General features: G+C 65.4%; 19 protein-coding genes and 1 pseudogene. 9 read left to right on the top strand and 11 right to left on the bottom strand.

The genetic code is table 11. The features are described 5' to 3' along the window. Positions 1-103: 103 nt before the first annotated feature. The 6 genes from U5A82_RS05525 to U5A82_RS05500 form a co-directional block, all read right to left on the bottom strand. Positions 104-1,885 carry a sensor domain-containing diguanylate cyclase gene (locus tag U5A82_RS05525; RefSeq protein WP_326289291.1) on the bottom strand — a complete coding sequence of 594 codons (1,782 nt, stop codon included), beginning with the start codon at positions 1,883-1,885 and terminating at the stop codon, positions 104-106. An 80-nt stretch (positions 1,886-1,965) separates the two neighbouring features. Beyond that, positions 1,966-3,426 carry a glycerol kinase gene (locus U5A82_RS05520; RefSeq protein ID WP_326289289.1) on the bottom strand — a complete coding sequence of 487 codons (1,461 nt, stop codon included), beginning with the start codon at positions 3,424-3,426 and terminating at the stop codon, positions 1,966-1,968. Then, on the bottom strand, positions 3,423-4,934 hold the full coding sequence (locus U5A82_RS05515; protein WP_326289287.1) for a glycerol-3-phosphate dehydrogenase: 1,512 nt from the start codon (positions 4,932-4,934) through the stop codon (positions 3,423-3,425). The genes U5A82_RS05520 and U5A82_RS05515 overlap by 4 nt, the downstream gene beginning before the upstream one ends. Positions 4,935-5,093: 159 nt before the next feature. Next, on the bottom strand, positions 5,094-5,432 hold the full coding sequence (gene clpS / locus U5A82_RS05510) for an ATP-dependent Clp protease adapter ClpS (RefSeq protein ID WP_326289285.1): 339 nt from the start codon (positions 5,430-5,432) through the stop codon (positions 5,094-5,096). Positions 5,433-5,627: 195 nt separating this feature from the next. Further along, entirely contained in the window at positions 5,628-6,443 is an 816-nt protein-coding gene (locus U5A82_RS05505; protein WP_326289284.1) for a phasin family protein, read from the bottom strand. Between the two features lie 139 nt (positions 6,444-6,582). Next, on the bottom strand, positions 6,583-8,322 hold the full coding sequence (locus U5A82_RS05500) for a PHA/PHB synthase family protein (RefSeq protein WP_326292858.1): 1,740 nt from the start codon (positions 8,320-8,322) through the stop codon (positions 6,583-6,585). A gap of 143 nt (positions 8,323-8,465) precedes the next feature. On the opposite strand from U5A82_RS05500, the gene U5A82_RS05495 reads away from it, so the two are divergent. The 3 genes from U5A82_RS05495 to U5A82_RS05485 all read left to right on the top strand — a co-directional run bounded on the left by U5A82_RS05495 (position 8,466) and on the right by U5A82_RS05485 (position 10,927). Then, positions 8,466-9,674 (top strand): LL-diaminopimelate aminotransferase, encoded by a 1,209-nt coding sequence (locus tag U5A82_RS05495; protein WP_326289282.1) that lies wholly within the window; start codon positions 8,466-8,468, stop codon positions 9,672-9,674. Between the two features lie 171 nt (positions 9,675-9,845). Continuing rightward, a complete protein-coding gene (locus U5A82_RS05490; protein WP_326289281.1) occupies positions 9,846-10,343 on the top strand; it encodes a DUF2721 domain-containing protein in 498 nt (165 codons plus the stop codon). Then, on the top strand, positions 10,340-10,927 hold the full coding sequence (locus tag U5A82_RS05485; RefSeq protein WP_326289280.1) for a (2Fe-2S)-binding protein: 588 nt from the start codon (positions 10,340-10,342) through the stop codon (positions 10,925-10,927). The genes U5A82_RS05490 and U5A82_RS05485 overlap by 4 nt, the downstream gene beginning before the upstream one ends. A gap of 33 nt (positions 10,928-10,960) precedes the next feature. Here the strand turns inward: U5A82_RS05485 and U5A82_RS05480 are convergent, their stop codons facing one another. The 3 genes from U5A82_RS05480 to U5A82_RS05470 all read right to left on the bottom strand — a co-directional run bounded on the left by U5A82_RS05480 (position 10,961) and on the right by U5A82_RS05470 (position 15,127). After that, positions 10,961-11,770, bottom strand: coding sequence for a DODA-type extradiol aromatic ring-opening family dioxygenase (locus U5A82_RS05480; RefSeq protein WP_326289278.1), 810 nt, complete (start codon positions 11,768-11,770; stop codon positions 10,961-10,963). Positions 11,771-12,018: 248 nt separating this feature from the next. Continuing rightward, the gene (locus U5A82_RS05475) at positions 12,019-14,580 is read right to left on the bottom strand and encodes an HWE histidine kinase domain-containing protein (protein WP_326289276.1); all 2,562 of its coding nucleotides are present in this window, start codon (positions 14,578-14,580) and stop codon (positions 12,019-12,021) included. Then, positions 14,573-15,127 (bottom strand): biliverdin-producing heme oxygenase, encoded by a 555-nt coding sequence (locus U5A82_RS05470; RefSeq protein WP_442802157.1) that lies wholly within the window; start codon positions 15,125-15,127, stop codon positions 14,573-14,575. Before U5A82_RS05470 ends, U5A82_RS05475 begins: the two co-directional genes overlap by 8 nt. Positions 15,128-15,374: 247 nt before the next feature. On the opposite strand from U5A82_RS05470, the gene U5A82_RS05465 reads away from it, so the two are divergent. From U5A82_RS05465 to U5A82_RS05455, 3 genes are all read left to right on the top strand, one after another. After that, a complete protein-coding gene (locus U5A82_RS05465) occupies positions 15,375-16,292 on the top strand; it encodes an RcnB family protein (protein WP_326289275.1) in 918 nt (305 codons plus the stop codon). 96 nt (positions 16,293-16,388) lie between these two features. After that, positions 16,389-17,066 (top strand): prolyl hydroxylase family protein, encoded by a 678-nt coding sequence (locus U5A82_RS05460; RefSeq protein WP_326289274.1) that lies wholly within the window; start codon positions 16,389-16,391, stop codon positions 17,064-17,066. A gap of 167 nt (positions 17,067-17,233) precedes the next feature. Next, complete coding sequence (locus tag U5A82_RS05455; protein WP_326289273.1) at positions 17,234-17,704, top strand: RcnB family protein; 471 nt, start codon at positions 17,234-17,236, stop codon at positions 17,702-17,704. 209 nt (positions 17,705-17,913) lie between these two features. Here the strand turns inward: U5A82_RS05455 and U5A82_RS05450 are convergent, their stop codons facing one another. After that, positions 17,914-19,506 carry a lysine--tRNA ligase gene (locus U5A82_RS05450; protein ID WP_326289272.1) on the bottom strand — a complete coding sequence of 531 codons (1,593 nt, stop codon included), beginning with the start codon at positions 19,504-19,506 and terminating at the stop codon, positions 17,914-17,916. A 130-nt stretch (positions 19,507-19,636) separates the two neighbouring features. Here U5A82_RS05450 and U5A82_RS05445 point away from each other — a divergent pair, with 130 nt between their 5' ends. The 3 genes and pseudogenes from U5A82_RS05445 to U5A82_RS05435 all read left to right on the top strand — a co-directional run bounded on the left by U5A82_RS05445 (position 19,637) and on the right by U5A82_RS05435 (position 23,390). Next, positions 19,637-20,014: a PilZ domain-containing protein gene (locus U5A82_RS05445; RefSeq protein WP_326289271.1), complete on the top strand. Its 378-nt coding sequence runs from the start codon at positions 19,637-19,639 to the stop codon at positions 20,012-20,014. Between the two features lie 69 nt (positions 20,015-20,083). Beyond that, positions 20,084-22,851, top strand: a pseudogene (locus U5A82_RS05440) (ATP-dependent DNA helicase). Further along, the gene (locus U5A82_RS05435) at positions 22,848-23,390 is read left to right on the top strand and encodes a SixA phosphatase family protein (RefSeq protein ID WP_326289269.1); all 543 of its coding nucleotides are present in this window, start codon (positions 22,848-22,850) and stop codon (positions 23,388-23,390) included. The pseudogene U5A82_RS05440 and the gene U5A82_RS05435 overlap by 4 nt, the downstream one beginning before the upstream one ends. Positions 23,391-23,393: 3 nt before the next feature. On the opposite strand, the gene pip is transcribed toward U5A82_RS05435, so the two are convergent. Then, entirely contained in the window at positions 23,394-24,335 is a 942-nt protein-coding gene (gene pip, locus U5A82_RS05430) for a prolyl aminopeptidase (protein WP_326289267.1), read from the bottom strand. Positions 24,336-24,405: the final 70 nt, after the last annotated feature.

The raw sequence follows: 24,405 nt of genomic DNA, 5'->3' as shown, positions 1-24,405 counted from the left end.
GCCGACACATAGGCCAAGCCATCATAAGTTACAACATAACATCGCGATTTTTACCTCATCACTGCTACTATGTCAGGTCACAAGGCATAGGCTTGCCGCTATGTCAGGCGGCCAGACGCAGGCAGTTTCGGCCACCATGTTTGGCCTGATAGAGCGCCTTGTCCGCCGCCTCCAGCAGCGCAGAACGATCGGACGTGGCGTCCAGCTCGACCAGCCCGGCGCTGAACGTCACGCCGATCGCCAGCGTCGCGTCGACCACGATCGGCTCTGCCGACAGCAGGCGCAAGCGTTCGCAGAGCACGCTCGCCCGGACGATGTCGCTGTCGATCAGCAGCAGGGCGAACTCCTCTCCGCCCAGACGGCCGATACTGTCTTCCACGCTCAACCCCTGTCGCAACCGTTCGACAAGGGCGGTCAGCACCCGATCGCCTGCGCCATGACCATGGAGATCGTTGACCGCCTTGAAATGGTCTATGTCGATCAGCAGCAGCGAGGAACGCGCGCCGAAGCGCGCGCGCGCGATTTCCCGATCCAGCTTGTCCAGAAAAGCGCGGCGGCTGTCGGCGCCGGTCAGCGAATCGCGCGCGGCCGCCTGCTGCAGGGCGCGTTGCCGGGCCTTGTGCCGCGACATGTCGCGAATCATGCTGACGACACCGCTGGGCAGACCGCGTTCGTCGATCATCGCGCGGCTTACCATCTCGCACCACGCCCACTCGTCCGCCGATACCAGCGGACGAAATTCGGCTTTGTGGATGGACCCCGGCTGGGCCAAGGCGCGGCGATGGGTGTCGATAACGAGCGCGCGATCATGCGGATCGACCAGATTGGCCGCCGCCTGCCCGATCAGCAGTTCGGGCGCGCAGCCGATATGTTCGCTGGCCGATGGCGAGGCATATTGGATCGTGCCGTCGATGCCGATGTCCAACACCACGTCGCCGCTATATTCCGCCATCGCGCGATAGCGCGCTTCGCTTTGTTGCAGCATCTGGAACAGCCGCTTTCGCATGGCCAGTTCGACCGCGATCGGCGTGCACAGCAGGACGCTGAGCGCGATATAGAGCTGAAAAAACTGGATGCGCTCGCCGGTTCCGTCTGCAATCCAGGCCAGCGGGCCGATGCCCATCATCGTGGCGCGGCCGCCGATCGCGGCCAGCACGATGATCGCTGCGGCCGATCCCATATGGCCGACGCGAAAAGCGATCAACACCAATGGCAGCAACGGCGCGAATAAGAGCGGATAGCGCGCCCAGTAGAAAACGTGGACGGAGACCAGCGCGAACAGCGCCAGCAGCAGCACCGCTTCCGCCTTGTTCCGCGCCGACGCTTCGTCCAGCCAGCGGCGAAATTCCCCCTGCAACGCCATGATCAATATGGGCGCGCAGGTGAGCCCGCCCAGGACATGGCCCGTATACCATTGTACGAAACTATCGCCGAACGGCACCGACGTGAGGGTCGATGCGACCAGCGCGGCCGCAACCCCCGCGACGATATTGGCGACCCCGCAGAGCGCGATGACAAAAACCATCAATGGGCAAATCGCCCCCGTGACCAGCCGATCCGCCACGAACCAGCGGCAGACGACGGCGACGATGAACGATTCCAGGATGTTGATCGCCGCCATCGGCAGCGCCGCGGCTGGCCCCATGCCGACCCATGCGGTCGCCGCCGCGCTCGCGATGCCGCAGGCGATGATGGCGCGCGGCCAATAGGCGGTGCGCGACGTCAGCAGTTCCGCCATCAACAGCGCATTGGCGCCCCAGATGAACGCCAGCCCGCCTTCAAACCGCGACAGCATCAGCGCCAGAGCCGCAGCCACGAAATAACAGCCGCCGGTGGCGAACGGCGCGGTCCAGGATGACGGATGACGAAGGGCGATGAGCGGCATGTTGACGGCGGTGCTACCCGCTCAAGATTAATATTTGCTCACGCACCCTGGAAGGTAAAACGCATCGATACCGGACGCCGTCACTGAGGCAGCAGCGCGCGCCACCCCGCCATCCGCGTTTCACGTGTCGGTGCATCCATGGCGGGCGTGAAGCGCATATGGTCCGCCGCCATGCCGGTCGCCGCCGCCAGCGATGGAAACAGGCCGCAGCCCAGACCCGCCAGCATCGCTGCGCCCCGCGCCGTCGTTTCCACGTCGGACGGCCGCTCAACGGGCAGGTCCAGCATATCGGCCATATCCTGCGCGATCCAGTCGTTGGCGCTCATCCCGCCATCGATCCGCAGCATGCGCCAGGGCGCGCCATCGGCGGCAAAGGCAGCGGACAGGTCGTGGACCTGATGGGCCATCGATTCGAGCGCGGCGCGTACGATATGCGCCCGCCCCGTCCCGTGCGTCAGCCCGCTGATCGTCCCGGTCGCTTCCGGCCGCCAATGCGGCGCGCCCAACCCCGACAGGGCAGGCAGCAGGAACACGCCGCCATTGTCGGGCACAGATCGCGCCAGGGCTTCGCTATCGGCGGCGGTGGCGATCAGCCCCATCCGATCGCGCAGCCACTGGATCAGGCTGCCCGCAACGAAGATCGACCCCTCTAGCGCATAATGGCGCTGGCCGTCGATCTGACATAATATGGTGCCGAGCAATCGATGGGCGGAGGTCGGCACCCCCTGCCCCACCGACGCCAGCACGAAGGCGCCGGTGCCCAGCGTCGCCTTCACCGCGCCGGGCGCCAGGCACCCCTGCCCGATGGTTGCGGCCTGCTGATCGCCCGCCAGCCCGCAGATGCGGATCGGGCCGCCCAGCCATTCGGGCAGGGTCGCGCCGAAATCGCCGGCATTGTCGACGATCTGGGGCAAGGCCGCTTGCGGCACGCCGAACTGCGCGCACAAGGCGTCATCCCATCCCGCGCCGTCCAGGGCCGTCAACTGGGTGCGGCTGGCATTGCTCGCGTCGCTCACATGCAGGCCGCCGGTCAGCTTCCACACCAGCCAGCTCTCGACGGTGCCAAAGGCGAGCCGATCGCCAGCCGATGCGATCTCAGGTCGATGGTCGATCATCCAGCGCATCTTGGTCGCGGAAAAATAGGGGTCGAGGACGAGGCCGGTGCGTCGCTGGATCGCCGCTTCATGGCCGCCCTCGCGCAGGGCCGCGCACTGGTCGGCGGTACGCCGATCCTGCCAGACGATCGCCCGGCCGATCGGATCGCCGCTGCGCCGGTCCCATGCGACCACCGTCTCGCGCTGGTTGGTGATGCCGATCGCGGCGATCCGGTCGGCACCGCCTGCCTGCTCCACCATCTGTCGCGCGCAATCGAGCGTTTGGGTCCAGATGTCCGCCGCATCATGTTCGACCCAGCCGGGCTGCGGATAATATTGGGTCAGGTCCGCCTGCGCCGTGGCGATCCGTGCGCCATCCGGCGTGAAGAGCATCGCCCGCGTCGATGTCGTGCCCGCGTCCAGCACCAGCAGATGGCGTTCGCTCATGTTGTCCCCTTCAACCATCGCGCCAGCCGTTCGACCTGCATGGCATCGAACCGCAAGCCCAGCTTGCTGCGCCGCCAGAGAATGTCCTCGCCGGTCTGCGCCCATTCGCGCGTCATCATGTGGCGCACCTCCGCCTCGCTCAGGCCATGGCCGAAATCCTGCCCCAGATCGGCGTGATGCTTTGCGGCACCCAGCCACACCCGCGCCTGCGTGCCATAGGCGCGGGCGATCCGATCGACCGTGATCGGGTCCAGGAAAGGATAATCGCGCGCCAGTTCATCGGTCAGTGCCGCCAGGCCGGTCATCGCGAAATCGCCGCCGGGCAGGGGTTCGTCCGCGGTCCAGTCCCCGCCTTGCAGCACTGGCAGATGGGACTGGAGTCGATCGACCGCTTCGGCCGCCAGATGGCGATAGGTGGTGATCTTGCCCCCCAGCACGCTAAGCAGCACCGGTTCGCCCGGCGCGCCATCCACGTCCAGCCGATAGCCTCGCGTCGCCGCTTCCGGTCGGCCCGATCCGTCGTCGACCAGCGGGCGCACCCCGGCATAGGACCAGACGACATCGCCCGGCGTGATCGCACGGGTGAAATAGCGATTGGCGGCCTCGCACAGATAGGCGATTTCCTCCTCGCTCGCCACGACATGCGCCAGTCCGCCCTCATGATCGCGGTCCGTCGTACCGATCAGCGTGAAATCACGCTCATAGGGAATGGCGAAGAAGATGCGGCCGTCGGGCAGCTGTAAGAAATACGCGAAGCCGTGGTCGAACAGGCGCGGCACGACGATATGCGATCCGCGCACCAGCCGCATATGGCGATCGGTCGGTCGATGCGCGCGGTTGAGAAGGTCGAGTACCGCCGGGCCGGTCGCGTTGACGATCGCGCGGGCATGGAAGGTCTGCGCTTCGCCATGCGCTGATTGCGTCGTGATCCGCCAATGCGTCTGGGCGCGTTCCAGTTGGACGACGCGGGTGCGGGTGTGGACCTGCGCGCCGCGATCGGCGGCATCGCGGGCGTTGAGCAGGACCAGGCGGGCATCATCGACCCAGCCGTCCGAATAGCAATAGCCCGCGCCGAATCCGGGCTTCAGCGCCGCGCCCGCGACATGACGGCGCAGGTCGATCGCCTCGGTCGGGGGCAGGGCCCGGCGACCGCCGATATGATCGTAGAGGAACAGGCCCAGCCGCAACAGCCAGCGCGGCCGCAACCCCTTCGTCCAGGGCAGCACGAAGCGCATCGGATGGATGATGTGCGGCGCGATACCCCAGAGCCGCTCCCGCTCGATCAGAGATTCGCGCACCAGCCCGAAGGCGCGATGTTCCAGATAGCGCAGCCCGCCATGGATCAATTTGGTGGACGCGGACGATGTGCCGCTGCCCAGATCGCCCTGCTCCAGCAGCAGCACCTGCGCGCCACGCCCGGCCGCGTCGCGCGCGATGCCACAGCCGTTCACGCCGCCGCCGATGACGGCCAGATCATATATATCGACTGCTCTGTGCGTCTCGCTCACCCTTGAGGATGTAGGGTGACCCGGCGCGCGAGGGAAGCCGGGAAAAGCGAGTCGTCCAGCGAAGAACGGCGCAATTGCGACTTTCGTCGGTGTTCCGACAGAGGGATTCTAGCCAACTATCGAGAGACGTCCGGATCTCTGCCGTTCAGCCGACCTGTATCAGGCTTTTTCCAGCGTGCATTGCAACGGATGCTGGTTCTGCCGCGCGAAGTCCATCACCTGGTTGACCTTCGTCTCGGCCACTTCGTAGCTGAAGATCCCGCATACACCGACGCCGCGCTGATGCACGTGCAGCATGACGCGTGTCGCTTCCTCCATATCCATGCGGAAGAAGCTTTGCAGCACATGCACGACGAACTCCATCGGCGTGTAATCGTCGTTCAGCAACAGCACTTTGTAGAGCGACGGCTTTTTGGTGCGGGTACGGGTGCGGGTGGCGACACCGACGCTGGGACCGCCCGGACCTTCGCCCTGATCGTCCGGATGCTGACCGGCCATCGCGACGGGGCCTGCAGGGCATGTGTTTAGGCTGTTCATGATGGCCAAGGATATGGCGATTTACCGGCCCATGGCAAGGGGCCGGACCGTCGATCTGCGCAAGGGCGACGATAATTCAGCGTTAACGCGAAGGGGCGCCGCTTTCCCAACGGAAAGCGACGCCCCTTCATTTTCTTGACGGGAAAGCGCGGCCGATCAGGCGGCCAGCGACTTGACCTTGTCCGTCACCACCGTCACGCGGGCGGTCAGCGGCTGGGCAACGTCGCCCGCCAGCTTCATCATCGCTTCACTGTGCTTGGCGGCTTCCTTGGCGAATTCGTCAAAGCTGCTGGACAGCATTTGGCTTTGCAGCTGGAAGAATTCGGTCGGCGTCTTGACGGTCGAGAAGGTCTTGAACGACGCGGTCGCCTTTTCGAAATTCTTGCGGCTGTAATCGACGGCTTCCTGGCCGAGCGTTTCCATGGCCTTGGCAGCGATCTTGCCGGATTCGACCATCGCTTCGACATTGCCCTTGGCGATATCGCTCAATTCTTCCATCGCCTTGGTCGATTTTTCGACGCCGACCTTCGCCTTTTCGTTGAAATCGGCATAGGCGGTTTCGAACTTGGCCTTGGTGTCCTCGGCGAACTTCTTTCCGGTTTCGATGACTTCGGTCATGGTCTTGGTTCCTTCTGCGGGCAGCGGCTGGGTGATGATGGTTTCGGCCTTTGCGATCAGGCTCTCTGTGGATTGGGGTTCGGGCGCAACGGCCTTGGCGGCCGTCTCGACGGGAACTGGTGCGGGCGCGACCGGCTTGGGCGCGGCCGCTGCGTTCGGCGCGCTTGCAGGCTTCACGCTTGCGGGGGCGGATGGCGGCGCTGGCTTGGGCGGCGTCGCCTTGGGCGGTGCGGGCTTTTTCGCGGGCGCGGCGATCGCCGCCTCAGCCGCCTTCAGGGCCTCGCTCGCCGACAGGGTCGTCGAACCGCTCTTACCGCGCACGTTGCTCTTGGGTGTCCTTGGTGTAACAGCCATAGCCATCCTCCATTTGTTGCGCTGCACAATAATCTTTTGGCCAGTGGCTGGCAAGCATTATTGTGCAGTGCAGCAAAATTATAATCGGCGGCTGGTCTTCCTTTCAGCACCATTGGTCGCAGGACGTAAAACTGGCTGATTAGCGCCCTTTTACATACCGGCCGGGCGCATCTTCGATCGCTTTCAACCGTCCTTTTCCAGGCTGGCGCGCGCCCTTTGCGGGCACGACACGCGAATCACGTTCTTCGATCCAGGCGCGCCAGTCCGGCCACCAGCTGCCCTTGGTTTCCTTCGCCACTGCCAGGAAGTCCGACAGCGTCGGCTGCGGATCGTCGGACGTCCAATATTGATATTTGTTCGCCGCCGGGGGATTGACCACACCGGCGATATGCCCCGATCCCGCCAGCAGAAAGCGCATCGGCCCCGACAGATTCTCTGTCAGCTTCCACACGCTGTCCAACGGCGCGATATGGTCCTCACGCCCCGCCTGCACATAGGCCGGGGTCTTGATCGTCGTCAGGTCGATCGGCGTGCCGTCCACGCTGATCGCGCCGGGCACCACCAGCAGATTGTCGCGATAGAGGCGGGTCAGATAATCCTTGTGCCAGCGCGCGGGCAGGTTGGTCGTGTCGCCATTCCAGTAGAGGAGGTCGAAGGGCGGATAATCCATGCCCAGCAGATAATTATTGACCACATAATTCCAGATGAGGTCGCGCCCGCGCAGCAGGTTGAAGGTCGCGGCCATATAGCGCCCGTCCAGAAACCCCTTGGACGACAGCTGATCGACCAGCTTCATCTGCTCGTCGTCCACGAACAGGGTCAGGTCGCCCGCTGCGCTGAAATCGACCTGCGCGGTGAAGAAGGTCGCGCTCGCCACCTTGTCGGCCTGTCCCCGCGCCGCCAGCAGCGCCAGCGTGGCGGCCAGCGTCGTGCCCGCGACGCAATAGCCGATCGTGTGCACGCTCTCCACCTTCAGCAGGTCGCGCACCGTGTCGATCGCATCGACCTGGCCGCGCAGGATATAATCGTCCCACTCCAGATCCTTCATCGACGCGTCGGCCGACTTCCACGACACCAGAAAGACGCTGATCCCCTGATCCACCGCCCATTTGACGAAGCTTTTTTCGGGCGACAGGTCGAGAATGTAGAAGCGGTTGATCCAGGGCGGGAAGATGATGAGCGGCGTTTCCAGCACCATTTCCGTCGACGGGGCATAATGGATCAGCTGGTAGAGCGGGGTTTCGTGGATCACCTTTCCCGGCGTCGCGGCGATGTTGCGCCCCAGTTCGAACTGCGTGCCGTCGGTATGGGTCAGCTGGCCCTTCTCCATGTCGGCCAGCATGTGCTTGAGGCCCTTGACCAGATTTTCGCCGCCGCTCTCGATCGTCTTTTGCACCACCGTCGGGTTGGTCAGCGGAAAGTTGGAGGGCGACAGCGCGTCGAGCATGCCGCTGGTTGCAAAGCGCAGCTTGGCCTTCGCCTTGGGATCGACCCCGTCGACCGCGTCGGCCAGGCGGGTCAGATAGTCCGACACGAGCAGATAGCTTTGCCGGATCAGGTCGTAAAAGGGATGCTCGGTCCAGGCCGGGTCGGAAAAGCGCCGGTCCTTGCGCGCGGCCGGACTGTCTGCGGGCGCGGGATCGGGCTGGTCGCGCAACAGGCCGCCCGAATCGAGGAAACGCTGCCACAGGGCCAGCCCTTCGTCGGCGAAGCTTGTCTGGATGCGCGCCACGATTTCGGGATCGAAGGGCAGCACCCGGCCGGTCGCGCCCGCCGCCTGTTCCAGCATCAATTGCTGAGCGCGGCCGATCACCTGCGTCCATTGCTGCATCTGCTGGAGCGTGGGGATGTGCGGTTCCATGACGTCGATTGTATCCATGGCCACCTTGCTCCTCCTGGCATCCTGCGCAAGCGCCGCTTTTTCTGGCGCGTCGCAATCGGGCGGGTTATAGCCAGATTGTGACACGTCCACGGCGTGCCGCGCACTATTCCCTACAGAGAGCTTTCAGGAAAGCCCCTATAATGTCCGAAGAATTCTACCGCATGAAGCGCCTGCCGCCCTATGTCATCGCCGAAGTCAACGGCATGCGGGCCGCCGCGCGCGCGGCAGGCGAGGATATTATCGACCTTGGCATGGGCAATCCCGACCTGCCGCCGCCGCCGCACGTCATCGCGAAACTGATCGAGGTGGCGCAAAAGCCCGACGCCCATGGCTATTCCCAGTCCAAGGGTATCCCCGGCCTTCGCAAGGCGCAGGCCCATTATTATGGCCGCCGTTTCGGCGTGGATGTCGATCCGGAAACCGAAGTCGTCGTCACCATGGGATCGAAGGAAGGGCTTGCCAGCCTGGCGACCGCGATCACTGCGCCCGGCGATGTCGTGCTGGCCCCCAATCCCAGCTATCCGATCCATATGTTCGGCTTCATCCTGGCGGGCGCCACGATCCGTTCGGTGCCGACGACGCCGGACGAGCAGTATTTCCGGTCGCTCGACCGGGCGATGGCCTTCACCGTGCCGCGCCCGTCGATCCTGGTGGTCAACTATCCGTCCAACCCGACGGCCGAGACGGTGGACCTGGCCTTCTACGAACGGCTGGTCGCCTGGGCGAAGGAGAATAAGGTCTGGGTCTTGTCCGACCTTGCCTATTCCGAACTCTATTATGACGGCAACCCGACCCCTTCGATCCTGCAGGTGCCGGGCGCCAAGGATATCGCGATCGAGTTCACGTCGCTGTCGAAAACCTATTCGATGGCGGGATGGCGCATCGGCTTTGCGGTCGGCAACAAGCAATTGATCGCAGCGATGAGCCGGGTGAAATCCTATCTGGATTATGGTGCGTTCACGCCGATCCAGGCGGCCGCCTGCGCCGCGCTGAACGGGCCGCAGGACATCGTTCAAAAGAACCGCGAACTCTATCATAAGCGCCGCGACGTGCTGGTGGAAAGCTTCGGCCGTGCCGGGTGGGACATTCCTGCCCCGCCGGCGTCCATGTTCGCCTGGGCACCGCTGCCACCTGCGCTCAAGGAGATGGGCAGCCTGGAATTTTCCAAGCAGCTTCTGACCCATGCCAAGGTCGCGGTCGCGCCGGGCGTCGGCTATGGCGAGGATGGCGAGGGCTATGTCCGCATCGCCATGGTCGAGAATGAACAGCGGCTGCGGCAGGCGGCGCGCAACATTAAACAATATCTCAAATCCATGGGCGTCAACACGCCCGCCAAGGGCGCGGCCTGATCGATAGGCCTGTCCGAATGGACGGGTTCCAAGGGGCCGGATCGACAAAGAGCGATCCATTGACCATAATCGGTTCCCCGGCGCAGGCCGGGGTCCAGTCCTGACCTTGGCACTGGCCCCCGGCCTGCGCTGGAGAACGGTCCAGACAGGAAGTCCTTACACGGTCATGACATGATCCCCCTGCCCCAAGTCTCTCAGGTCGCGCAGACCATCCAGTTGGCGTTGGCCCCGGTATTCCTGCTGGCGGGTATCGGCGCGTTCCTGAACGTCTGCGTCAGCCGTCTGGCGCGCATCATCGACCGGGCGCGCGATGTGGAGCAATCGATCCTGACGACGCGCGGCAAGGAACATGATCGCAAAGTGGCGGAAATCCGCGTGCTCGACCGGCGGATGAGCGTCGTCAACATCGCCATCTTCCTGTCGGTGGCGTCGGCATGCGCCGTCTGCCTGGTCGTCATCCTGCTGTTCGCCGGCAATCTGTTCGGCGCGCATCTCGGCACACCGATCGCTGTTCTGTTCAGCCTCGCGATGCTGTTGCAGGCAGGCGGTTTCGCGACTTTCATCCAGGAAATCCGGCTGGCGTCGAAGATCATTCATATCCGCAACGAAGTGCTGTTCCACAAGGCCGATCCCGAAGAGGCCGATGCCGCCGTCGATGCATTGCAATGACGCGCTTCACCGTCAACGACCGGCCGGTCCAATATCGCATGGACCCGGATACGCCCCTGCTCTGGGCCTTGCGTGACGCGTCGAACCTGACGGGGACCAAATATGGCTGCGGCACCGGGGATTGCGGGGCCTGCACCGTGGATATCGATGGCGAGGCGGTACGATCCTGCCAGGTAACGATCGGCAAGACCGAGGGCCGCTTCGTCACCACGATCGAGGCGCTGTCGCCCGATCGCGGCCATCCGGTGCAACAGGCGTTCGCCGCCGACAATGTGTCGCAATGCGGCTATTGCATCCCGGGCGTCATCATGGCGGCGTCGGTGCTGCTGCGCCGGACGAACGATCCATCCGACGAAGAGATTGACGGGGCGATCACCAACATCTGCCGCTGCGGCATCTATCCCCGGCTGCGGGGCGCGATCAAGCGGGCCGGGCGGATCATGCGCGGCGAGGATCAGGGCGGTGGAGACGACGGCGCCGACAATGCGGGCAGTGGCGCGCAGGCCCCTGCCGCGCCGCCGCCCGGCATCACCCCGGAGGACGCGGCCCGGACCGTTCCGGCGCTGGGACGCCCTGCCCGCTGATCGCGAGCGGATCGAGGATCAGGCGCACCCTGTTCAGCCGAAACGATAACCCGACACCGCCCAGCCCATGACGGTGCTGCGATGCTCGCAGGTCGCCGCGTCGTCGCCACCCGCGCCCAGCGCCACCATCAGCGGCAGCAGATGCTCCTCGCGCGGATGGGCGAAGCGGGCCTGGGGCAATTGGTCCCAAGCGGCGACACGGGCGGCGCGCGTCTGCGGATCGGGGTCGGTCACGGCTTGGGTCAGCGCCTGGTCCCAGACGGTCGAAGGTCCGATCGCCTGATCCCCGCGTACCCGCAGATTGTGGAAGCTCATGCCCGATCCGACGATCAGTACGCCTTCGTCGCGCAACGGGGCCAGCGCGCGCCCGGCCGCGATATGCGCCGCCGGGTCGAGATCCTGGCGCAGCGACAATTGCGCCAGGGGTATGTCCGCATCCGGCAGCGCGACCTTCATCGGCACGAAGACGCCATGGTCCCAGCCGCGCGCCGTTTCCTCTGCCGTCGCGAAGCCGCCCGCCTGCAACAGCGCGGCAGCGCGACGCGCCAGATCGGGCGCGCCCGGCGCATCCCAGCGCAGTTGATAGGTGTGCGGGGGAAAGCCGAAATAGTCGAACAGCAAGGGAGGCCGCTCGCCTGTATGGACGGTGAAGGCGGCTTCCTCCCAATGGCCCGACACCAGCAGGATCGCGCGCGGCCGTTCCGGCAGGGTGGCGATCAGGTCGGCCAGATAGGCCTGCATCGGATGCCACATCGGGTCGCTGTGCGGATGGTCGGGATCGGACGGGTCCATGAAGAAACAGGGGCCGCCGCCATGGGGAATGAAGAAGCTAGGCTGTGTCATGCTGATTCCGATTGTAGGAAATAGCGGGCTTAACTTCGCATGTTTCCCGCTGATTTCGACATAATGTTGCGCGATCCCGATCCTATCGCAAAGCGCGCCGCATCAAGGCCATCGCGCCACCCGTCGCCGCAGGCGAGCATAAGGATGGCATGCAGGATAGGACAGGAAAGCGATCATAACCGATAGATCGGCATGGGCAGATCACAGCACAATCGGCGAAGCGGAAACTGTCCGTTTCCCTGTCTCGTTCAGGGTCGGGCTTCGAGAACCGGGGCCAGCGCCTGCGCCAGCGTCGCGCCCGAATAGGGCTTTTTCAGCAGGGTCACATCCTTGAACCGGACCGGCAATTCCAGCCCGTCGCCATAGCCGGTGGCGAAGATGAAAGGGATGCCGCGCTCGGCCAGCAGGTCCGCCACCGGCAGGCTGGTCTCCGCGCCCAGATTGAAGTCCAGCACTGCGAGATCGACCGCCTTGATCGCGATCGCTTCGTGCGCGCGCCCCACGCTGGCGGCGGTCATCACCTCCGCGCCCAGATCGCGCAGCGCATCCTCGCCATCCATGGCGATGATCATATTATCCTCGACCAGCAGGACGTTGCGCCCCTTGAGCAGGCCAGGCGCGACCGGCGCGACGGTCTTGCCACGGTCGACGGTGGTAATGTCAGGCAGCACGGCCACGACATGGACGGACGGGATGCAGAAATGCGCCTCTATCCCCGCCAGCCGATAGCTGATGTCCGCATGGCCGCCCAGATCATAGGGGATGGACCGTTCGATCACCGTCGATCCGAAGCCGCGCCGGGTCGGTCCGACCACCGCCGGACCGCCGCTTTCGGTCCAGTCGATCAGCAGGCTGCCATCTTCATCCACGCGCCAGTCGATCGTCACGGTGCCGCTGTCGGACAGCGCGCCATATTTGGCCGCGTTGGTCAGCATTTCGTGGATCACCAGCGCCAGCACGGTAAAGCAGCCGGGCGTCAGCAGCACATTGGGGCCGGACAGGCGCACCCGGTCGCTGCGTTCGCCCAGATAGGCGCCCGATTCGACCTCGATCAAATCGTACAGGCGCGCCGGGCTCCAGCGGTCGGCGGTGATCTGGTCATGGGCGCGGGCCAGCGCATGGACGCGGCTTTCCAGCGTACCAATAAATTCCTCGACCGATCGGGCGCTGTCGCGCGTCTGCGACAACAGGCCGCGGATGAGGGCGAGGATGTTGCGCACGCGATGGTTGAGTTCCGCGATCAGCAATTCCTGCTTCTCATGCGCGCGCTGCCGTTCGGCGTCGGCCGAATTGGACAGGCGCAGGATCACCTCCAACAGCGCCGTGCGCAGCGCTTCGGCCACGCGCAGTTCGGCCGGGACGAAGGGCAGCGCCTTGCCCTGCACCAGTTGCGACCAGGCCTCGAAGCTTTTGCGCGGGGTCAGGCGCGGGCCGTTGGGACCATATTCCATGTCTTTTTCGGGCTTCCCCGCCCAGCGCACGGATCGCAATTGTTCGGCCCGGAACAGCACCACATAATCGCGCGGGCGGCGCGACAGCGGGATCGCCAGCAGTCCCGCCACGCGATCGGCATAGGCCGCCGCTTCGGGTAGCACCGACGACAGATGGTCGGTCGTATAGATCTGGCTGGCCGCGACGCGGTTCAGCATCGTGGCGATTGCGGAGAAGGCGGCGGCATCGGGGGCCAGACCCGAAAAGGTCATCTGCCCGTCGATATAGACGCCCACGCCATCGGCCGGGATCGTGTCGAAGATGATGTCGCCCAGCCAACGGGCGTTGGACAACAGGTCGTGATCCTGCGCCAGCGCCGACATCAGCCGGTCGGCCACCTGCCGCGCCTTGCCTTCATAAGCAGCGGTTTCGGCGCGCTCGCGGCTTTCGAGCATCATCGAGAAGATCTGACCGAACAGTTCGGCCGCGCTGCGCTGCGCGAAGGTCGGCAGGCGCGGGCTGTAATGATGGCAGGCGAAGAGGCCCCACAGCTTGCCTTCCACGATGATCGAGATGGAGAGCGAGGCCCCCACCCCCATATTGCCGAGATATTCGATATGAATGGGCGACACCGCGCGGGTCAGGCACAGCGACATGTCAAGCGCCGCGCCGGTCGGGTCCAGCGCGGGGATGACCGGCACCGGCTGCGCCTTCACATCGGCGATGACGCGGAAGATGTTGCGCAGATACAGCGCGCGCGCCTGCGCCGGGATGTCGGACGCGGGATAGTGCAAGCCGAAAAAGCTGTCGATGCCCGGCTTCAGGGCTTCGGCCACCACCTCGCCATCGCCCGCTTGCGCGAAGCGATAGACCATCACGCGATCGAACCCGGTCAGCGCCCGCACCTGCCGCGCGCCGTCGCGCAGGAAGGCGGTCATGCTGTCGGCCTGGGCCAGGCGCGCGACCATCGACCGCACGGTACTGCTGGCTTCCATCTCGTCATGGCTGGCGGGCTCCGCCTCCACCACCACGAGCGGGCCGGAAAAATGCACCGCCACGTCGAACGGCGGGCCACCGGCGATCAGGGGAATGGAAAAGAGGCGCTCGACCGAATCGGGACCGCGCAGCAGCGTGATGCGGTTGCGCAGCGCGTGGATCGCTTCCCCATCCAGCAGGGTGTGGACGGGCTGGCCCAACATTTCGTCCGGGGTCAGACCGATAAACTGCGCGACGTTGGTCGACACGCGCGACACGAGCCAGTCGGCGGTCAGCGCGATCAGAAAGCCGAAGGGCTGGACCGTGCCCAGCACATGGATCGGTTCCCGGTCGCAATTGTCGAGGTCGACCGTGAAGGTCTCGGGATCTTCGCGATCAGCCATGGACGATGGCCGACTCTGGGACCGGCCGACGCGTCTGCCCCGCTTTGGCGAACAGGGCGAAGGCGGCCTGCGCGCCCTGCACGGCGTCATCCAGCCAGCCTTCGCCGCCCTCCGCAGCGGCGCTGTCGAGCGCGCTTTGGAAGGCTATCCATTCGCCCTTGCCATGTGCGGCCGACAAATAGGCCTTGGGCAAGCCCGGCGCGACCTGCCGCGACAGCATCGCGCCGCCCAGCCGCGATCCTTCCAGCGCATAGCGCAGGCCCCAATGGAAGCCGTCGGTCGCGCGCGTCTCCAGCGGCAGCGGTGCGGGCAAGGGAAGGTCGAGCGCGGCGAGATCCTGCGCCAGCAGCGGCAGGCGCGGCGCCTGCGGCTGCGCGACCGCTTCCAGCCCACCCAGGACGCGGGCATGCGCGGTCAGGAACACGCCATAGTCTTGTGCGGAATTGAGCGAGAAATCGGAATAGATGGCGTCCACCTGTCGATGGCTTTCCATCGTGGCTTCGCGCAGGGCATGGCGAATCTGGCCAGCATCGGGAGATTTCTTCACTCGGCAGTCCTATAGGCAGTTTTAACATGACGCACTGATCTGAATCAACTTTACCGCGCGGTTCGATCATTCGTCGCCAGTGCAACACGCACCAACGGACAGTGGCGTCTATAATGGTCTCTGTCTATCTTACTTCGCCAATTCTTTCTGAACGCTGTCGGATGAGTTCAGCCTTTCGACATCGCGCCTGTCCTAGAACGGGATCATGAAAGGGGCGATGTGCCCCCGATCCAGGAAAGACAAGACGATGTTGAGGAAGATGATGCTGACGGGGTTGATGACCGCGACGCTGCTGAGCGGCATCGCACCGGCCTATGCCCAGGGCAATCCGGACCAGCGCGGCGATCGGGGCGCCAGAGATGGCGGACAAGGTCGCGGTGGCGATCGCGGGGGCCGTGGCGATGGCGGCGGCGGCAACTGGCGCGGCGATCGCATGGGCCAGCCCCGTGGCGATGCGCCGATGCAGCAGGAACAGCAACGCCCTGCCGAGCGACCTGCGCCACCTGTGGCACAGGCGCGGCCAGACATGCAGCGGCCCGATCCCCAATGGCGTGGCGATCGGACCCAGCCTGGCGGTCCCCAGCGGGATTGGCGTCAGGATCGGCCGCAGGGCCGCGACGACCGCCAGCAGGATCGTCAGCCCAATTGGCAGCGCGGGCGCGACGACCAGCGCAACTGGCAGCAGGATCGCGATCAGAACGGGCAATCGGACTGGCGTAACGACCGCCGCGACGACAGGCGCGACGATCGACGGAACGAGCAGCGGTGGAACGACGGTCGCGGCCCGAACGGCGCGAACTGGAATAATGGTGGCCGCCGTTTCGACGACCGCACCCGCTGGGCCAATCAGCGGCGCTGGGACAATGGCTGGCGTCAGGACCGGCGCTACGACTGGAACAGCTATCGCAGCCGCTATGGCGATCGCTACCGCATCGGCCGCTATGCCGCGCCGCGCGGATGGGACTATGGCTATCGTCGCTTTTCGATCGGCGTGACGCTGAACAGCATCTTGTACGGCAACAGTTACTGGCTGAACGATCCGTACAGGTATCGCCTGCCCCCCGCCTACGGGACGTTGCGCTGGATCCGCTATTATGACGATGCGCTGCTGGTCGACATCCGCGACGGCTATGTGGTGGACGTGATCAACGATTTCTTCTGGTAATCCCCCTTCCTGGACTGGCCTTCAGGAACACTGGCCCCGGAGTGGAAACGCTCCGGGGTCTTTTCATGGGGGCGCGCACTGTGGCAGGACGCGGCGATGAGCGATGAACAGGATGATGGCGGCGTCGCGTCGCCGCTGCGGGCCGCGATCGGCGAAGATGTGCGCAAGCGGCTGGACCGCAATCCCATGGTGCATCGCATCGACGATTCCCCGAAGCTGGAGATTTACGGGCGTCAGCATTTCCTGAGCGCTGAGGAGTGCGCGGGCCTGCGCGCGCTGATCGACGCCGATGCAAAGCCTTCGACGCTGTTTTCCGGCAGCGCCAGCGCCGAATATCGCACCAGCCATAGCTGCAACCTCAACCCCTGGGACGATCTGGTGCTGACGGTCAGCGACCGGATCTGTGCGCTCACCGGCCTGCCCGCGCGCCATGGCGAAACGTTGCAGGGACAGCGTTATGCGCCGGGGCAGGAATATAAGGTCCATTGCGACTATTTCCCCGTCACCGCCAACTACTGGCCCCAGATGCGGACGAGCGGCGGACAGCGCAGTTGGACCGCGATGATCTATCTGTCGCCGGTCGAGGCCGGCGGGGAAACCCATTTCCCGCGCTGCGAATTCATGGTGCCGCCGGTCGAGGGCATGATCCTGATCTGGAACAATATGGACCGCGACGGCGCGCCCAACCCTTTCAGCCTGCATGCCGCGCGTCCGGTCGAGCAGGGGACCAAATATGTCGTCACCAAATGGTTTCGCGAGCGTCCCTGGGGCTGAGACCTCCTGTCGCTTGAACCCGTTACACTTTGCGACATAAATGACTGGAATCTGACAGTCCCATTCTCCGGCCGTTCAGTTGACGGGGACCATATCTCTGTTCGTAGGCGACGGAACCGATGTCCTGCCGGACAGGTTCAGCCGCCACGATAATTGGGAGATACGATATGCGTAAACTGATCATCCTGGGCCTGCTGGCCGCCACCGTCGCGCCGAGCGTCGCATCGGCGCAATCCTATGGCGAAGCGCGCCGCAGCGAGCGGAACCTGCGCGAGGAACAACGCGACCTGCGTCAGGCGCAGCGCTATGGCGACCGCCGCGACGTGCGCGAGGCGCGCCGCGATGTCCGCGACGCCCGCCAGGAAGCGCGTGAGGACTGGCAGGATTATCGCCGTAGCCACCGGGACGTCTATCGCGGCGGCAACTGGCGTGCGCCATTCCGCTACAGCCAGTGGAACGCCGGTTCGCAGCTTCGCCCGGCCTATTACAACTCGCGCTATTATATCGCAGACCCCTATCGCTATCGTCTGCCCCGTCCGGGCGTGAACCAGCGCTGGGTCCGCCATTATAACGACGTGCTGCTAGTCAACGTCCGCACCGGCCGCGTGATTACGGCGCATCGCGGCTTCTTCTGGTAACTGGTCGCCAGTAACGGAAAAGGGAAGCGGCTCCGGGCATGATGTCCGGGGCCGCTTCCCAATTTCACCCCCACTTGGCCGCGCCGCCCGTTTCCAGGCGTACGCGGCCGATGACGCGCGCGAGGCGCATCACCAGTCCGAAAGGGGGGTGGACCGTTGCGCGAAACGACCAACTGAACGAAATGTTCCCCCTGGACGGTTGCAAAGCGTCAGGCGGCGAGCGCCTGGGCGATCAAGGCGCGGCTGTTTTCCACCCCGTAGAGCGCGATGAAACTCCCCATGCGCGGTCCCTGGTCCGCGCCGAGCAGCGTCTGGTAGAGCGCCTTGAACCAGTCGCGCAGTTCGGCGAAACCGAACGCCTCGTCCTTGCCGATGGCATAGACGATATTCTGGATATCCTCCGCCGACGCGCCGTCCGGCAGGGCGGCCAGTTCGCTGTCCAGTCGGCGCAGCGCGGCCGCTTCGTTAGCGTCCGGTGCGCGGCGTTGCAGCGTCGGCGCGACGAAATCGCGATGATAGGCCAGCGCATGGCCGATCAGCGCATCGAGTTCGGGATAGGTATCGGCGCTGGCGCCCGGCACGTAATTTTGCAGATAGCGCCATACCTGTTCGCGGCTGGCGTCTCCCATCACCCCGACCAGGTTGAGCAGCAGGCCGAACGTGACCGGCAATTCGCCCTGTGGCAGCTTGCCGTCATGAATGTGGTGGACGGGGTTGCCGAGCTGCTGTTCGACCGCCTGCTTGGCGTAATTGCTGCGGAACTGCCAATATTCGTCCACCGCCCGCGGGATGACGCCCATGTGCAGCTGCTTGGCCTTTTTGGGTTCGCGATAGGCGTAGAAGGCCAGGCTTTCCTGCGGACCATAGGTCAGCCATTGTTCGAGGCTGAGGCCATTGCCCTTGGACTTGGAGATTTTCTCGCCCTTTTCGTCCAGGAACATCTCGTAGTTGAAGCCTTCGGGCGGGCGTCCGCCCAGCGCGCGGCAGATTTTGGACGACTGGGTGACCGAATTGATCAGATCCTTGCCCGCCATCTCGTAATCGACGCCCAGCGCATACCAGCGCATCGCCCAGTCGACCTTCCATTGCAGCTTGGCCGCGCCGCCCAGGATCGACTGCTCGATCGTCTCGCCCCCGGGAACGGACGTGTCCACGAAACGCACGATGCCCGCTTCGGCGTCGATCACCTCGACCGGCACCTGCAACACGATGCCGCTCTTTGGGGAAATCGGCAGGACCGGCGAATAGGTCGCCTGCCGTTCCTTGCGCAGGGTGGGCAGCATGATGTCCATGATCGCCTGATACCGACGCAGCACCTGCCGCAACGCGTCGTCGAAAGCGCCAGCCTGATATTGCTCGGTCGCGGAAACGAATTCATAGTCGAAGCCGAAACTGTCGAGGAAATCCCGCAGCATCGCATTGTTGTGATGCGCGAAACTTTCGAACTTTTCGAACGGATCGGGCACCTGCGTCAGCGGCTTGCCCAGATAGTCGGTCAGCATCGCCTGGTTCGGCACATTGTCGGGCACCTTGCGGAACCCGTCCAGATCGTCGCTGAACGCCACCAGCCGCGTGGGGATGTCCGACAGCGAATGGAAGGCGTTGCGGACCATGGTGGTGCGCAACACTTCGTTGAAGGTGCCGATATGCGGCAGGCCCGACGGGCCATAGCCGGTTTCGAACAGGATGTGCCCTTTGTCCGGCGCACCGCCATGATAGCGCTTGAGCAGCTTGCGCGCTTCTTCATAGGGCCAGGCCTTGGATGCCTGTGCGGCGGTGCGGATGATGTCGGACATTGTCATGATTTACGCCCCCTAAACCCTGCTAAAGCGAAAGAAAACGGTGTTTGGCCGTAAAAACCGCTTTGACAATCATTCGCAAGTTTAGTTTTCATTAACCCTGCGTCACGATAATGCACAGACAGGAGGCGATATGCAGATACAGCGTAGCCGCGAACGCGTTGCCGTGGAGATACCGATCGTCGTCACGACGGTGCTGGACAGCCTGGAAGGCGTGATCGTCGATCTGAGCGAAGGCGGCGCGCAGATCGTGGGCTGCACCCTGCCTGCGCGATCGCAGTGCCAGATCGACCTGGACGGCTTCGTGGTATTCGGCACGGTGCGCTGGTCCGAAGAGGATCGGATGGGCATACGCTTTCCCTATGAACTGAATGAAGGCCCGCTGTTGGAGCAGTTGGAAATGGCCCGCGCCGCCAAGCGCGCGCCGGTCGCGTTCCAGACACGCGTGCAGCCTGCCGGCCTGGGCGGCGCCTATGCCGGTGGCGGTGGCTTTGGACGACGCACCGCCTGATCCTGGCGTCTGTCGCTTACCCCATATTTCAGGTTTTCCTTTTGTTCCTGCTCGCCTAAACCCTGGCGGGTGATCGATCCCGCCACCCTGCCCGCGCTTCATGCCAGCCATGGCGGCATCTGGCTGCGCGAAGGGGACCGCACCCATGCGCTGGCGAAGGGACAGGCGATCGCCCATGCCGCCGAAACACCGGTGCTGCTGCTCAATGCGCCGCTGACCGGCCAGCGACTGGGCTATCCCGAATTGAACGGCCTCGACCTGCTGGAACTCTGGGCCTTCCTCCATCCCGCCCGGTTCCTGGTCCCTACGCCCAAGGGGCTGGCGGCCGCGATCGGCCTGCCCGTCCCGACCCATGAGGGCGACATTCCCGCCCTGCTGCAACAGGCAGCGGCCCTGCTGCTCGCCCGGCTCGAAACACCCGACTGGGTGGAGCGCGAAGGCGGCTGGACGTCGGCGCAGGCACTGCACCGGCTGCGCTGGCCATGGTCGCCGCTGGTCGCGCCCCGCATCCCGCGCCCGCGCGAGGCGGAACGCTGGCTCTTTTCCAAACTGCCCGAATGGGAGGAAGCGCAGCCGCGCCCCGCCCCGCGCACGATCAGCCTTAAGGAGGATCAGGTGCTGGCCCGGCTCGACGCGCTGACCGGCGCGGGGGCTGAGCCGCGCCCGGGCCAGCGCGCCTATGCCGCCGCCGCCAGCGCCGCCTTCACGCCGCGCAGGCATCGCGACCAGCCCAATATGCTGCTGGCCGAAGCGGGCACCGGCATCGGCAAGACGCTGGGCTATCTCGCGCCTGCGTCGCTCTGGGCCACGCAGGCGCAGGGCACGGTATGGGTATCGACCTATACCAAGGCGCTGCAACGGCAGCTCGACCGCGAATCCCTGCGCCTCTTCCCCGACGCGGCGGTCGCCGCGCGCCGGGTGGTCGTGCGCAAGGGTCGCGAAAATTATCTCTGCCTGCTCAATCTGGAAGATGCGTTGCAGGGCGGCTTTACCGGGCGCGCCGCGATATTGGCGCAACTGGTCGCGCGTTGGGCCGCGTTCACCAAGGATGGCGACATGGTGGGCGGCGACCTGCCCGGCTGGCTGCCCACGCTGTTCCGCCGCAACGGTTCCACGGCCCTCACCGATCGGCGCGGCGAGTGCATCTATGCAGGCTGCCCGCATTACCGCAAATGCTTCATCGAACGGTCGGCCCGCGCCAGCGCCGACGCGGACATCGTCATCGCCAATCATGCGCTGGTGATGATCAACGCCGCGCGTGGTCGAGAGACGGGCCAGCGGCCCCAGCGCATCGTCTTCGACGAGGGCCATCATCTGTTCGACGCGGCCGACTCCACCTTCTCCGTCGCGCTGTCGGGGCAGGAAGCGATCGAGCTGCGCCGCTGGATCATGGGGCCGGAGGGCGGATCGCGCGGTCGCCGCAGGGGCCTGGCCGCGCGCCTGTCGGACCTGGCCAGTTATGACGATGAAGGCGGCCAGGCGATCCGCGCGGCGATCGACGCAGCGCAGGCGCTGCCCGCCGACGACTGGCTGAAACGCGTGGTGGCGGGCGAGCCGTTCGGGCCGTTGGAAGCGCTGCTCGCCGCCGTGCGCGGCACCGTCTACACCCGCGCCGAAGCGGCGGGCGAGGCGGATGCGGGCTATGGGCTGGAAACGGAGCTGGCCGAACCGGACGGCGCCCTGGTCGAGGCGGCACAGGAGGCCGCGATCGCCCTGGACGCACTCATCAAGCCCATGGTGCGGCTGGGGCGGCGGCTGGAGGCAGTGATGGAGGACGCGCCCGACTGGCTGGACGGCGCGGCCCGCGCGCGGGTGGAAGGGGCGATCGCATCGCTCGGCTGGCGGCGCGACCTGATCGCCGCCTGGCTGGCGCTGCTGGCGCGGATCGGCGGGCCGGTCGATCCCGATTATGTCGACTGGCTGGCGGTCGACCGGGTCGAGGGGCGCGAATATGATATCGGCATCCACCGCCACTGGCTGGACCCGACCCGGCCGCTGGCCGAAACCGTGCTGAAACCCGCGCAGGGCGTGTTGCTGACGTCGGCCACGCTGAAAGGCGGCGGCGACTGGAGCAATGCCGAAGCGCGCAGTGGCGCGGTCCACCTGCCCCATGGCGCGGAACGGTTCGAGGCAGCCAGTCCGTTCGACTATCCCGGCCGCGCTGAAGTGCTGATCGTCACCGACATCAAGCGTGGCGACATCGCGGCGCTGTCGGGCGCCTATGGCCGCTTGATCGAGGCGGCGGGCGGCGGCACGCTCGGCCTGTTCACCGCGATCCGCCGGTTGCGCGCGGTCCATGCGCGCATCGCCGACCGGCTGGCGCGCACCGGTCTGCCGCTCTACGCCCAGCATGTCGATCCGATGGACACGGGCACGCTGGTCGACATCTTCCGCGACGATCCGCGCGCGTCCCTGCTGGGCACCGATGCTTTACGTGACGGGGTAGACGTGCCGGGCCATTCGCTGCGGCTGGTGGTGATGGAGGGGGTGCCCTGGTCCAAGCCCACGGTGCTGCATGCCGCGCGCAGGCTGGCAGGCGGGGGCAGCGCCTATGACGACCGGCTGATCCGCGCGCGACTGGCGCAGGCGTTCGGCCGCCTCATCCGCCGGGCGGAGGACAGGGGCAGTTTCGTCATCCTGTCCGCCGCCATGCCCAGCCGGTTGCTGAGCGCCTTTCCCCCGGCACGCCGATCCGCCGCGTGACGCTGGATGAAGCGATCATCGCCGTCAGCGGCGCGGCGCGGCGTGAAATGCTTGGCGAAGCAGGCGGGTTAGGGCATCAGGGGGACGAATCCGGCCTGCCCCTATCGGGGAATCCCGCACAGGAGATAGAATGAAGCGGCTGACCCTGTTGCGCCACGCCAAATCGGATTGGGACGATCCGGTGGCGCGCGATTTCGACCGGCCCCTGAACCGCCGGGGCGAAAAGGCGGCGATGCTGATGGGCCAGTTCGCGGCCCAGCGAAAGATGCAGTTCGATTGCCTGGTCGCCTCCCCCGCCGTGCGCGTGGTCCAGACGCTGGAAACCTTCCGCGCGGGTTTCGGGCACGTGCTGGACGCGCGCTGGGACCGGCGCATCTATCTGGCGTCCGCGCCGACCCTGTTCGACGTCATCCGCGACCTGCCCGACAGCGCCGACAGCGCGCTGCTCGCCGGGCATAATCCGGGGCTGGAGGAATTGATCCTGGACCTGGTCCCCGATGATGGCGTCAATCCGCTGCGCGAGGATGTGGAGGTCAAGTTCCCGACCGCCAGCATCGCCGTGCTGGACCTGCCCATCGACAAGTGGAGCGACGCGCGGGAGAATAGCGCGACGCTCATCAGCTTCACCCGCCCGCGCGACCTGGACCCGGCGCTGGGGCCGGAAACGCGCTGACCCCTAACCCGCGAACCCGTCGGTCGCGCGGATCAGCGCGTCCAATATGCCCGGTTCATTATAGGCATGGCCCGCGCCCTCGATCATCTCGAAGCGCGCCTGCGGCCAGGCGCGATGTAGCGCCCAGGCCGTCTCCGCCGGGCAGGCCATGTCGTAGCGGCCTTGCACAATGACGCCGGGAATGGCCGCCAGCCTGCCCGCGTTGCGGATCAGCTGCCCGTCCTCCAGCCAGCCGCCATGGACGAAATAATGATTTTCGATCCGGGCGAAGGCCAGCGCGAAATCGTCCGCATCATGGGTCGCCGACAGCGCCGGGTCGGGCAGCAGGCGGATCGTCTCCCCTTCCCACACGCTCCACGCCCGCGCCGCTGCAATTTGGCGCTCCCGATCCTCGCCGGTCAGGATGCGGCGATAGGCCGACACCAGGTCGCCCCGGTCTTCCGGCGCGATGGGGGCGACGAAGCGTTCCCATTTGTCGGGATAGATGCGGCTTGCCCCCGCCTGATAATACCAGTCGATCTCGCTCTGGCGGATGGTGAAGATGCCGCGCAGCACCAGTTCGCTGACGCGCGCCACATGTGCCTGCGCATAGGCCAGCGCCAGCGTCGATCCCCAACTGCCACCGAACACCAGCCATTGGTCCACGCCCATCATGGCCCGCAGCCGCTCGATATCGGCGACCAGATCCCAGGTCGTATTGGCGGTCAGGTCCGCATGGGGCGTCGATCGTCCGCACCCGCGCTGGTCGAACAGCAACAGGTCGTAGCGCGCCGGATCGAACAGGCGGCGATGATCGGGCGATATGCCCCCGCCCGGCCCGCCATGCAGGAACACCGCGGGCTTGGCGCCCGGCGTGCCGACCCGCTCCCAATAGACATGATGGCCGTCCCCGACATCGAGATGGCCGGAGGCGAAGGGGGCGATCGGTGGATAAAGCGTGCGCATGCCCTCTTTTAGGCCGCACCGGTTCGTTCGGCCAGCCTCCGTTCAGCCGGCATGATTACATCTTGCGACA

Source organism: Sphingobium sp. CR2-8, assembly GCF_035818615.1.
Lineage (GTDB): Bacteria > Pseudomonadota > Alphaproteobacteria > Sphingomonadales > Sphingomonadaceae > Sphingobium.
Note: the sequence above shows the minus strand (reverse complement) of the source record. Positions and strands in the feature narration are given on the sequence as shown.

Coding starts and splice junctions, on each gene's coding strand:
- U5A82_RS05490 (WP_326289281.1), top strand. CDS start 9,846: ATGATCCCCCTGCCCCAAGTCTCTCAGGTCGCGCAGACCATCCAGTTG.
- U5A82_RS05475 (WP_326289276.1), bottom strand. CDS start 14,580: ATGGCTGATCGCGAAGATCCCGAGACCTTCACGGTCGACCTCGACAAT.
- U5A82_RS05480 (WP_326289278.1), bottom strand. CDS start 11,770: ATGACACAGCCTAGCTTCTTCATTCCCCATGGCGGCGGCCCCTGTTTC.
- U5A82_RS05445 (WP_326289271.1), top strand. CDS start 19,637: ATGCAGATACAGCGTAGCCGCGAACGCGTTGCCGTGGAGATACCGATC.
- pip (WP_326289267.1), bottom strand. CDS start 24,335: ATGCGCACGCTTTATCCACCGATCGCCCCCTTCGCCTCCGGCCATCTC.
- U5A82_RS05435 (WP_326289269.1), top strand. CDS start 22,848: ATGAAGCGGCTGACCCTGTTGCGCCACGCCAAATCGGATTGGGACGAT.
- U5A82_RS05485 (WP_326289280.1), top strand. CDS start 10,340: ATGACGCGCTTCACCGTCAACGACCGGCCGGTCCAATATCGCATGGAC.
- clpS (WP_326289285.1), bottom strand. CDS start 5,432: ATGGCCGGTCAGCATCCGGACGATCAGGGCGAAGGTCCGGGCGGTCCC.
- U5A82_RS05450 (WP_326289272.1), bottom strand. CDS start 19,506: ATGACAATGTCCGACATCATCCGCACCGCCGCACAGGCATCCAAGGCC.
- U5A82_RS05460 (WP_326289274.1), top strand. CDS start 16,389: ATGAGCGATGAACAGGATGATGGCGGCGTCGCGTCGCCGCTGCGGGCC.
- U5A82_RS05505 (WP_326289284.1), bottom strand. CDS start 6,443: ATGGCTGTTACACCAAGGACACCCAAGAGCAACGTGCGCGGTAAGAGC.
- U5A82_RS05465 (WP_326289275.1), top strand. CDS start 15,375: ATGTTGAGGAAGATGATGCTGACGGGGTTGATGACCGCGACGCTGCTG.
- U5A82_RS05455 (WP_326289273.1), top strand. CDS start 17,234: ATGCGTAAACTGATCATCCTGGGCCTGCTGGCCGCCACCGTCGCGCCG.
- U5A82_RS05495 (WP_326289282.1), top strand. CDS start 8,466: ATGTCCGAAGAATTCTACCGCATGAAGCGCCTGCCGCCCTATGTCATC.
- U5A82_RS05525 (WP_326289291.1), bottom strand. CDS start 1,885: ATGCCGCTCATCGCCCTTCGTCATCCGTCATCCTGGACCGCGCCGTTC.
- U5A82_RS05520 (WP_326289289.1), bottom strand. CDS start 3,426: ATGAGCGAACGCCATCTGCTGGTGCTGGACGCGGGCACGACATCGACG.
- U5A82_RS05500 (WP_326292858.1), bottom strand. CDS start 8,322: ATGGATACAATCGACGTCATGGAACCGCACATCCCCACGCTCCAGCAG.